Annotated in this window: 1 protein-coding gene; it reads right to left on the bottom strand. The window is 59.8% G+C overall.

All coding sequences use genetic code 11. The features are described 5' to 3' along the window. Positions 1 to 839, bottom strand: an 839-nt coding sequence (locus ACR0CE_RS20535) for an elongation factor Tu (protein WP_480833618.1), incomplete at both ends; no start/stop codon positions are given.

Genomic DNA, 839 nt, shown 5'->3' with positions numbered 1-839 from the left:
TCCACACCACGCAGCAGGGCGCCGATGTTGTCGCCCGCTTCACCGCGGTCCAGCAGCTTGCGGAACATTTCAACGCCGGTGCAGGTGGTTTTCGCGGTGTCACGGATGCCGACGATTTCGATCTCGTCGCCAACGTTGATCACGCCACGCTCGACACGGCCGGTCACAACGGTACCACGGCCCGAGATCGAGAACACGTCTTCGATCGGCATCAGGAACGGCTGGTCAACAGCACGCTCGGGGGTGTCGATGTAGTCATCAACAGCCGCCATCAGCTCGCGGATCTTGTTCTCGCCGATTTCAGGGTCACGGCCTTCCATCGCGGCCAGAGCCGAACCTGCGATGATCGGAATATCGTCGCCGGGGTATTCATACGAAGACAGCAGCTCGCGGATTTCCATTTCCACCAGTTCCAGCAGCTCTTCGTCGTCAACCTGGTCAACTTTGTTCATGAACACGACCATCTTCGGGATGCCAACCTGGCGGCCCAGCAGGATGTGCTCGCGGGTCTGCGGCATCGGGCCGTCCGCGGCGTTCACAACCAGGATCGCGCCGTCCATCTGAGCGGCACCGGTGATCATGTTCTTGACGTAGTCAGCGTGGCCGGGGCAGTCGACATGTGCATAGTGGCGCGCGTCGGTCTCGTATTCCACGTGCGCGGTCGAGATGGTGATGCCGCGGGCTTTCTCTTCCGGCGCGCCGTCAATCTGGTCATACGCCTTGAAGTCACCGAAATACTTGGTGATTGCTGCGGTCAGCGTCGTCTTGCCGTGGTCAACATGCCCAATCGTGCCGATGTTGACGTGCGGCTTATTACGCTCAAACTTTTCCTTTGCCAT

This window comes from Ruegeria sp. L11, from assembly GCF_056531755.1.
This window is presented reverse-complemented; position numbering and strand designations above follow the sequence as displayed.